11 protein-coding genes are annotated in these 9271 nt (G+C 63.2%); 8 read left to right on the forward strand and 3 right to left on the reverse strand.

Annotated elements, in window-relative coordinates:
• Nucleotides 1-311: 311 nt before the first annotated feature.
• From NE609_RS15965 to NE609_RS15990, 6 genes are all read left to right on the forward strand, one after another.
• Nucleotides 312-1055, forward strand: coding sequence for a DUF554 domain-containing protein (locus NE609_RS15965; RefSeq protein ID WP_101552414.1), 744 nt, complete (start codon nucleotides 312-314; stop codon nucleotides 1053-1055).
• Nucleotides 1056-1278: 223 nt separating this feature from the next.
• Nucleotides 1279-1542 carry an HPr family phosphocarrier protein gene (locus NE609_RS15970; RefSeq protein WP_101552412.1) on the forward strand — a complete coding sequence of 88 codons (264 nt, stop codon included), beginning with the start codon at nucleotides 1279-1281 and terminating at the stop codon, nucleotides 1540-1542.
• 97 nt (nucleotides 1543-1639) lie between these two features.
• Complete coding sequence (gene uvrC, locus NE609_RS15975; protein ID WP_256153091.1) at nucleotides 1640-3475, forward strand: excinuclease ABC subunit UvrC; 1836 nt, start codon at nucleotides 1640-1642, stop codon at nucleotides 3473-3475.
• Nucleotides 3476-3913: 438 nt separating this feature from the next.
• Nucleotides 3914-4462: a 16S rRNA (guanine(966)-N(2))-methyltransferase RsmD gene (gene rsmD, locus NE609_RS15980; protein WP_121587371.1), complete on the forward strand. Its 549-nt coding sequence runs from the start codon at nucleotides 3914-3916 to the stop codon at nucleotides 4460-4462.
• 3 nt (nucleotides 4463-4465) lie between these two features.
• Nucleotides 4466-4978, forward strand: a complete 513-nt coding sequence (coaD, locus tag NE609_RS15985; RefSeq protein WP_101552405.1) for a pantetheine-phosphate adenylyltransferase — start codon at nucleotides 4466-4468, stop codon at nucleotides 4976-4978.
• A 22-nt stretch (nucleotides 4979-5000) separates the two neighbouring features.
• Complete coding sequence (locus NE609_RS15990) at nucleotides 5001-5456, forward strand: ATPase (protein ID WP_101552404.1); 456 nt, start codon at nucleotides 5001-5003, stop codon at nucleotides 5454-5456.
• Between the two features lie 52 nt (nucleotides 5457-5508).
• Here the strand turns inward: NE609_RS15990 and NE609_RS15995 are convergent, their stop codons facing one another.
• From NE609_RS15995 to NE609_RS16005, 3 genes are all read right to left on the reverse strand, one after another.
• Nucleotides 5509-5988 (reverse strand): VOC family protein, encoded by a 480-nt coding sequence (locus tag NE609_RS15995; protein ID WP_101552401.1) that lies wholly within the window; start codon nucleotides 5986-5988, stop codon nucleotides 5509-5511.
• The gene (locus NE609_RS16000) at nucleotides 5985-6263 is read right to left on the reverse strand and encodes a DUF3795 domain-containing protein (RefSeq protein WP_121587373.1); all 279 of its coding nucleotides are present in this window, start codon (nucleotides 6261-6263) and stop codon (nucleotides 5985-5987) included. Before NE609_RS16000 ends, NE609_RS15995 begins: the two co-directional genes overlap by 4 nt.
• Before the next feature lie 184 nt (nucleotides 6264-6447).
• The gene (locus NE609_RS16005; RefSeq protein WP_101552397.1) at nucleotides 6448-7269 is read right to left on the reverse strand and encodes a helix-turn-helix transcriptional regulator; all 822 of its coding nucleotides are present in this window, start codon (nucleotides 7267-7269) and stop codon (nucleotides 6448-6450) included.
• A gap of 185 nt (nucleotides 7270-7454) precedes the next feature.
• On the opposite strand from NE609_RS16005, the gene recA reads away from it, so the two are divergent.
• Nucleotides 7455-8609 carry a recombinase RecA gene (recA, locus tag NE609_RS16010; protein WP_101552395.1) on the forward strand — a complete coding sequence of 385 codons (1155 nt, stop codon included), beginning with the start codon at nucleotides 7455-7457 and terminating at the stop codon, nucleotides 8607-8609.
• Nucleotides 8606-9223 carry a regulatory protein RecX gene (locus tag NE609_RS16015; protein ID WP_256153092.1) on the forward strand — a complete coding sequence of 206 codons (618 nt, stop codon included), beginning with the start codon at nucleotides 8606-8608 and terminating at the stop codon, nucleotides 9221-9223. The genes recA and NE609_RS16015 overlap by 4 nt, the downstream gene beginning before the upstream one ends.
• The last annotated feature ends 48 nt before the right edge of the window (nucleotides 9224-9271 follow it).

Below are 9271 nucleotides of genomic sequence, written 5' to 3' on the forward strand. Positions count from 1 at the left end.
CCCATTTCTTGTCCGTACAAGAAATGGGGCCGCCTGCCGGGGCGGGACCCGGCAATCTCCGCCGCCGAAGGCGGCACCTATAAAGCGCCCCGAAGGAGCGCGAACAAAAGCCCCCCGCCCACTGGGCGGAAAAGCCTGAGGGATCGCCGCCGGTCGACCACCGGCAAGCTCCGCCGCTCGGTGAGCGGCAAATCCAAAGCGGCCGCCGGTGGAAACCGACGAATCGAGCCGCATTCTGAGCGTCAAAACCGAATTCGCGGGGAACCCCGCGCAAACAAGGCACATACAATGACAGAAACGAGGCAGAATAGATGGGAACGATAGTCAACGCAATTTCAGTGATCGTGGGCGGCATGATCGGCCTGCTGATCCGCCGCGGCCTCCCCAAAAAGGTGGAGGAGACGGCGATGAAGCTGCTGGGGCTGGCGGTCTTTCTCGTGGGGATCGAAGGGGTCATCACCTCGATGGTCACGGTGGGCGCCGACGGCAAGCTGTCCGCCGACGGGTCGCTCCTGCTGATCGCCAGCATGGTGATCGGCGGGGTGCTCGGGGAACTGTGCGACATCGACGCGGCGCTCGTGCGCGGCGGGAAGGCGATCGAGGCAAAGTTCGGCAGAGAGGGCTTCGCAAAGGGATTCATCAACGCGTCGCTCATCTTCTGTATCGGCGCGATGGCGATCATCGGCGCGCTCAACGACGGCCTCACCGGCGACCCGAGCGTCCTGTTCATCAAATCCGCGCTCGACTTCATCTGTTCGATCATCCTCGGCTCCACACTGGGCTTCGGCGTGGTGTTCGCGTTCATCCCGGTGCTTGCCTACCAGGGCGCGATCACGCTGCTTGCCGGGGTGCTCGCGCCGATCGTCTCCGGCCCGATGCTCAACGCCATCTGCATGGTGGGTTATACAATCGTCATGTGCATCGGCATCAATTTTCTGGAGTTCACAAACATCCGCACCGCCAACCTGCTGCCCGCCCTGCTCGTGCCGGTGGTCTACACGCTGGCCCAGCCGCATGTTGCGCGCTTTTTCGACCAGGTTCGGCAGATGTTTTGAAATCCGGCCGGCCTTTCCGGGTATCTTGCTATAATTGTTGAAAACTTTATGGCAAAGTTGCACAATTCCGTGGGAGCGGTAAAGCGGCCGAACTGGGAAAGAAACAGAAAATCCCTGCGATTGGCAAAAGTGGGACAAAAAGCGTTGACGCTTTGGCGCAATGCGCTTATAATAGTAACAACTTATTCAACGCCACATACTTGAGAAATAGGAGAGTATTGAAATGTTTGTGAAAGAAGTCGCCGTTCAGAATCAGGTCGGTTTGCACGCCCGCCCCGCAACATTCTTTATTCAGAAGGCCAACGAGTATAAATCCTCCATCTGGGTTGAGAAGGAGGAGCGCCGCGTCAACGCCAAGAGCCTGCTCGGCGTTCTTTCCCTCGGCATCGTCGGCGGCACCACCATCCGCATCATCGCGGACGGTTCCGACGAGCAGGCCGCCGTTGAGGGGCTTGTCAAGCTGGTCGAGTCCGGCTTCACCGAGTAATCGCACCCACCTGCTGAAAATGCACCGCTCAGAAGCCTGACGGTGCATTTTTTCATTTTATCGGCAAACAATTCCTATTGCGGGAAGGAGGGCTCCCTTGGATAACCCGCGTCTGCCATACCTCGCCGAAAAGGCGCACAAGCTGCCGCTGCGGCCGGGCGTGTACATCATGAAGAACCGCGCGGGCGACATCATCTATATCGGCAAGGCCAAGGCGCTCAAAAACCGCGTGAGCAGCTATTTCCGCGCGGTGGAAAAGCATCTGCCCAAGGTCTACCAGATGGTGAGCCACGTCCACGACTTCGACTATATCGTCACCGACAGCGAATTCGAGGCGCTCGTGCTCGAGTGCAGCATGATCAAGCTGCATTCCCCCAAATATAACATCCTGCTCAAGGACGACAAGGGCTACAGCTACATCAAGGTCTCGAAGGAGCCCTACCCGCGCATCCGGCACGTCTTCCAGCGGGAGGACGACGGCGCGACCTATATCGGGCCGTACATCTCCTCCTTCGTCGTCAACGAGACGGTCGACGAGGTGAACCGCGCCTTCCTGCTGCCCACCTGCACCCGCAGGTTCCCGCAGGAGTTCGGCAAGGGGCGCCCCTGCCTCAACTTCCATATCAAGCAGTGCATGGGAGTCTGCCGGGGGCGGATTTCGCAGGAGGAGTACGCGGAGGTCCTCGAGCAGGCGCTCGAATACATCCGGGGCGGCGGCGCCCAGTCGGTGGAGCTGCTGACCCGGCGGATGAACGAGTGCGCCGAAAAGATGCAGTTCGAGAAGGCCGCGCAGCTGCGCGACCGCATCAAGGCGATCAGCCGGATCAGCGAGTCGCAGAAGGTGGTCTTCTCCAAGGTTGCCAACCAGGACATCATCGCGCTCGCGCGCAGCGAGCAGGACACCTGCGCCGTGGTGCTCAAATTCCGCGGGGAGCGGCTGGTGGACAAGCAGGATTTCCTGCTCGGCGCGGTGGACGACCTCGACGGCGCGCGGCTGGAATTCCTGCTGCGCTACTACACCACCCGCGAGGACATCCCCAAGCGGGTCCAGCTTGACGGGGAGATCGAGGACATCGACATCGCCGCGCAGCTGCTCTCCGAGCAGGCGGGCCACCGGGTGGAGATCCGGGTGCCCCAGCGGGGCGAGCAGCAGAAGCTCGTGGAAATGGCGCGGGCGAACGCCGCCGAACGGCTGTCGCAGAAGGCGGAGCGCACCGGCCGGGAGGTCGCGGCGCTCGACGAGCTGGCGCGGCTGCTGGGGCTTTCAAAGCCGCCCGCCTACATCGAGGCCTACGACATCTCCAACATCGGCTCGGACACGGTGGTGGGCGGCATGGTCGTCTTTGAGAACGGGCGGCCCAAACGCGCCTGCTACCGCAAGTTTACGATCAAGACGGTGCAGGGCACCGACGACTACGCGAGCATGTCGGAGGTGCTTTCCCGGCGGTTCGGCCGCTACTTCGACGAAACACAGAAGGACGAGGCGTTCGACCGGATGCCCGACCTCATCCTGCTCGACGGCGGAAAGGGGCACGTCTCCACGATCGTGCCGCTGCTCGCCTCGATGGGGGTTTCGGCGCCCGTCTTCGGTATGGTCAAGGACGACCGGCACCGCACCCGCGCGATCGCCGAGTCGGGCGGCGAGATCGCGATCAATTCCCACCGCAGCGCTTTCACCCTCGTGTCGACGATCCAGGACGAGGTGCACCGTTTTTCCATCACCTTTTCCCGTGCGCGCCACCAGAAGTCGGCGTTTGAATCCACCCTTACCCAGTGCGAGGGGATCGGCGAAAAACGCGCGGCGGAGATCTTCCGGCACTTCAAGACGATCAAGGCCATCCGCGCCGCGACCCCGGACCAGCTTGCGGAGGTCAAGGGGGTCTCCAAACCCGCCGCGCGGAAGCTCTACGATTTCCTGCACGCCGAAGATTGACAAACCGCGCAAAACCCCGTATCATGACCAAAGGGAACTTTCGAGAAAGTTCCCTTTGGAAACCCTCAAAGCATTTGGTTCAGGGTTCACACCCTGCGCCGGGATGATCCGCCGCCCGTGCCTGAAGCGCGGGCCGCGCGGCGGAGGAAGGCCCCTTTGGAAACCTTCAAAGCGTTTGGTTCAGGGCCGTTGCCCCGCGTGGGGATGATACGCCGCCCGTACGGCGAACACTGCTTTCCCTCACGGGTAGAGGCTGTTGGGAGCGGCGGAGGCTGGCCTGATAAAAGTTTTCGGGTCCCGGGGGCTTTTTCAAAAGCCCGCCGGGCGGCCTGATAAAAGTTTTCGGGGTCACGGGGGACTTTTTCAAAAGTCCCCCGGGTGGCCTGATAAAAGTTTTCGGGTTGGGGACTTTTCAAAGACCCAAAGAAGGGAATCGATATGAGAGTAATTACCGGAACGGCGCGCGGCACGCGGCTGGAAGCCCCGGAGGGGCTTGCGACGCGGCCGACGTCCGATATGGCCAAGGAGGCCATGTTCAGCATCCTGCATTTCGAGCTTGCGGAGGCGGTCGTGCTCGACCTCTTCGCGGGGAGCGGGCAGCTCGGTATCGAGGCGCTGTCGCGCGGGGCGAAGCAGTGCGTCTTTGTCGACCGGGAGCGCGCGGCGCAGGAGGTCATCCGCCGCAACCTTGCGGCGGCCAAGCTTGCCGACCGCGCGCGGGTGGCCGCGATGGAGGCGCAGAGCTTCCTGCTCGGCGCCAGGGAACGGTTCGATATCGCCCTGCTCGACCCGCCCTACGGTGAAAACCTCATCCCCGCGGTGCTGCCGAAGCTCGCGGGACTCATGAAGGACACGGGCGTCATCGTCTGCGAGACGGAAAAGAACGAGGAGCTGCCGGAGGCGGCGGGAGAGTTCCTGCTGCACCGGACCTACCGATACGGCAAGGCGAAGATCACGACCTACAGAAAACGACAGGAAGAGGAATGACGAATGGAAAGACTGGCGATCTGCCCCGGGAGCTTTGACCCGATCACCAAGGGACATGAGGAGATCATCCGGCGGGCGGCGAGCCTCTTCGACCGGGTGATCGTGGTGGTGAGCGCCAACCCCGACAAGAACCCGATCTTTTCCCTCGACGAGCGGGTGCGTCTTATCCACGCGGTCTGCGTGGACATGCCCAACGTGGAAGTTGACAAGTTCAGCGGTTTACTGATAGACTATGTTCGTAGGAAGTCCGCGGTCGCCATCGTCAAGGGCCTGCGGGCGGTATCCGACTTTGATTATGAGTTCCAGATGGCGCTGACCAACCGCAAGCTGATGCCCCAGGCGGAGACGGTGTTCCTCACGCCGAGCAGCGACAACATGTACCTGAGCTCGAGCATGGTGCGGCAGATCGCCCGCTTCGGCGGCGACGTGAGCAGCTTTGTCCCCTCCATCATCCTGGACACGGTGGTCGAGCGGCTCAAAATCAAATTTCCCGAAACCGAAACAGCTGACGAATAACCGATAAAGGAGTGGATTCCGAATGAATATCGATGAAATTCTGGACGTGATCGACGAACTGCTCGACCGTTCCTGGAGCCTGCCGCTTTCGGGCGGCCGGTGTGTGGTGGACGCCGACAAGGTGCGCGACCTGATCGACGATATCCGCCTGAATATCCCGGCGGAGATCAAGCAGGCCAAGGCGATCGTCTCCGACCGCACCGACATCATCGAAAATGCCAAGAAAGAGGCGGAGCAGATCGTACGCAAGGCGGAGGACCGCGCCCGCACCCTCATCGCGCAGGAGGAGGTCTCCAAGGCGGCGCAGGCCAAGGCGTCGGAAATCCTCTCCCAGGCGCAGCTCAAATCCCGCGAGATCCGTCAGGCGGCGCAGGAGTTTTCCGACAACTGCCTGCTCAAGACCGAGGAGGTCCTCGTCAAATCCCTCACCGAGATCAAGGCGACCCGGCAGGCGTTCCGCAACGCCACCAGCCGGTGATTTCAGATGCAAAAGAGGCCCGGACGAATCGTCCGGGCCTCTTTTTTCGCCGTTATTCCCCGATCGCCTTCTGGATTTTCAGGACGATCTCGAGCGGGAACATGGTGCGTTCCGCCACCTGCTCGGGGCGCATCCCCTGCTTCAAAAAGCGCGCGGCGACGTGGTCCATCGGCTCGCCGACCTCGATGATGTGCCGGTCGGGGTCGTAAAAGCATACGCACCGCTGCCCCCAGTTGTGCTCGTGGCAGGGCAGGATGTATTCGATGCCGGGCCATGCCGCGAGCTTTTCGAGGAACCGGTCGAATTCCGGCTCCTCAAAATAAAGCTCCGCGTCGTTGCCGCCGTAGCGGGTCGGGAACCGCTCGGGGTCCAGCCCGCAGATCTCCTGATACTTCACCTGGATGGAGAACCCACCGTCGAAGGTCACGTTCTCCCCATAGTCGAGCACGAGCTTCTGCCCGAGCAGGCCGGTGTAAAACCGTTTGGATGCCTCCATGTCCCGGACACAGAGCATCGGTCCGCAAAATTTCATGATACCGCCTCCTTTTCAGCGTCGCGCCAGCAGCGGCACTGTTCGATCCGTTTTCCGTCGTCCCCCTGGTCGGGGTCGTAGGCAAAGCCGGTGAGCAGCGCGCAGGGGAATTCCCCGCAGGTCCCGCAATGCTCCAGCTCCTTTGCCTCACAGCAGGATTTCACCGGGCACGCGTCGCCCCAGAAGGGCTTTTCGATCGCCGTGCAGCCCTTGCAGCCCATCGGCTCCCGGTAATTGCAGGCGCTGCACAGCAGCCCGCATCTCGATTCAATCATGGTTTCAGCCTCCCTCGTATGGTACCGCCCGGCCGCGCCGTGACCAAAACGGCAGAGCCGTTTTGTTGGACCGCAAAGCGGCCCCGCCCGCCCTGCGGCGGGCGGTCACGGCGCGGGTCCGGCGGGCCCGTGCGCCCCGGGAGGGGCGCCGCGGCACGCCGGCGGGGTTTGCTAAAAGCATACTTCAAAATTTAAAAATTTCATTGTAAAAAGCGGACAGGTTCTGCAGGTAGGCGCCCGGGGCGACCCCGCAGATATGCGAAAAATCGTGGATAAAATGGGACTGGTCGTAAAAGCCGGCCTCCTGCGCCAGCGCGGCGAGAGAACCGGAGCCCTGCCGCAGCAGCCGGATGGCGCCGTTGACCCGCACCAGCCGCGCAAAGGTCTTGACATTCATGCCGACCGTCTCCCCGAAGAGGCGGTTGAGGTGGCGCTGACTGTAGCCGCTCTCGGCGGCCAGCTCTCCGACGGGCAGCATCCCCGACGACTCCCGCAGGCGCTGCATCGCGCCCCGCACCGCGCCGGGCAGGGCACGTCCGGAAAACCGGGCGAGCAGCAGACGGTCGGTTTCCTCCGCGAGAGCGTCCGCGTCCGCCGCGCGGCCAGCGGCGGCTTCGAGGGCGGCGGCCAGTGCCGCGTCCGCCTCGCCCAGCGTGAACCGGCGGTCGCGCAGCTCCTCCTGCGGGATGCCGGTCAGGGCGCCCAGCGCGCCGGGCAGGAACTCGATGAAAAAGCGCACGGGCGACTCGTTGAAATCCCGCCGCACGACGGCGACTCCGGTGGTCGCGCCCCACGCAAGGGCGCGGGCCTCTCCGTCGAGCGAAAGGAGGATGCAGCCGCTCGCGTCGGGGATGAGGGCGAGGGTCCCGTCCTCCGGCGGGCCGGACGGGAAGGTGAAGGTGTAGTGCGCCACCCAGGGGCGGAGCAGGGGATGGGGCGCGAGGTAGAGGTGGTTTTGCGCGCGTGCGATCGCCCGCGCGCTGCAAAGTGAAAATACCCGTTCCATCGCCCGTCCCCCTCTCAAAAGCAGTATCTCCATCATACCCGGAACGAGCGAAAAAGTCCACAGGAAAATAAGAACAAATGTTCTGATTGTACTTGCTTTTTGGCCTGCAGTCGTGTATAATGCGAATAGTGAATATCCGCGCGGCCGTCCGCCGCGCGACGATTTTTGATGGCGGAGGCAGGGCTATGGCGGATAAAAAAATGGGGCCTGTGAGCGAGCGCAGGCAGAACATCTCTGCGGAGGACCGGCAGAAGGCGCTGGAGACCGCGCTTGGGCAGATTGAAAAGCAGTTTGGCCGCGGCGCGGTCATGAAGCTCGGGCAGGACAGCACCCTCAACGTGGAGGCGATCCCGACCGGGTCGCTCTCGCTGGACATCGCGCTCGGCATCGGCGGCGTTCCCCGCGGGCGCATCATTGAAATTTACGGACCGGAGAGCTCCGGCAAGACGACCGTCGCGCTGCACGTCGTCGCGCAGGCGCAGAAGATGGGCGGCGAAGCGGTCTTCATCGACGTCGAGCACGCGCTCGACCCCGTTTACGCGCAGGCGCTCGGGGTGGACATCGATTCGCTGCTCGTCTCCCAGCCGGATACTGGCGAGCAGGCGCTCGAGATCGCGGAGGCGCTCGTGCGTTCGGGCGCGATCGACGTGGTCGTCGTCGACTCGGTGGCCGCGATGGTCACCAAGGCGGAGATCGAAGGGGAGATGGGCGACAGCCACGTCGGCCTGCAGGCCCGCCTCATGAGCCAGGCGCTGCGCAAGCTGACCGGCGCGATCGGCAAGTCCAACTGCGTGGTCATCTTCATCAACCAGCTGCGCGAGAAGATCGGCGTCATGTACGGCAACCCCGAGACGACGCCGGGCGGCCGCGCGCTCAAATTCTACGCGTCGGTGCGCCTCGACGTGCGCCGCATCGAGGCGCTCAAAAGCGGCACCGAGGTCATCGGCAACCGCACCCGCGTCAAGGTGGTCAAGAATAAGGTCGCGCCTCCCTTCCGCGAGGCGGAGTTCGATATCATGTACGGCACCGGCATTTCCCAGGAGGGCGAGGTGCTCGACCTGGCGAACAAGCTGGACATCGTGGTCCGCGGCGGCTCGTGGTTCAACTACGGCGACATCCGCCTCGGACAGGGCCGCGACAACGCGAAGGAATATCTCAAGGCCAATCCAGAGCTCATGGCGGAGATCGAGGCAAAGGTGCGCGAGAACGCGGATAAGCTGTTGAAATCCCCGCGCGCGGCCGGCGGCAAAAAGCCGGTGAAGGTCGGGGCCGCCCCTGTGGAAGCGCCCGCCGCGCCGGCCGCTCGCGTCAACATCGACGTGGAGACGGATGACGAATGAAGCTGACCGCCGTCAGAATGACAAAACGGGGACGCGTCGCCCTCTATGGGGACGATGAGTTCCTGCTCAGTATGCACCCCGACGTCTTTGCGGCGTCGGGGCTTTCGGTCGGTTCGGAGATTGACGGGGAGCGCCTTGCCGGGCTCGCCGCCGAGGCGGAGCTCAAAAAAGCCAAGGAACGCGCCTTTTCGATGCTGTCCGGCCGGGAATACACCTCCAGCCAGCTTCGGGACCGCCTCGCCCGCCATGTGGACCCCGAGGCCGCGGGACAGGCGGTCGAACGGATGGAGGAGCTGGGCCTTGTGGACGACGACGGCTATGCCGAACGGTACGCGCGGGAACTCAGCGAACGCAAACACTACGGCCTGCTGCGCATCCGCCAGGAGCTGCGGCAGAAGGGCCTTTCCGCCGAGCAGATCGAGTGGGCGGTGTCGCTGCTCGACGCCGATCCGCAGGAGCAGATATTAGAGGTGCTTGAAAAGAAATATTCCGCCGCACCGGAAGACGAGGCGGTCAAGCGCCGCGCCTACAACGCCCTTTTGCGGCTGGGCCACCGTCCCTCCGACGTGCGCCGGGCGCTCGCCCGCTTCTGTGGGGCCGCTGAGGAGTTTTAGATTTGCCGCTCATCGAGCGGCGCAGTTTGTCGGTAGTCGACCGACGGC

The organism is Anaerotruncus sp. DFI.9.16 (assembly GCF_024461615.1).
GTDB classification, from domain to species: domain Bacteria; phylum Bacillota; class Clostridia; order Oscillospirales; family Ruminococcaceae; genus Anaerotruncus; species Anaerotruncus massiliensis.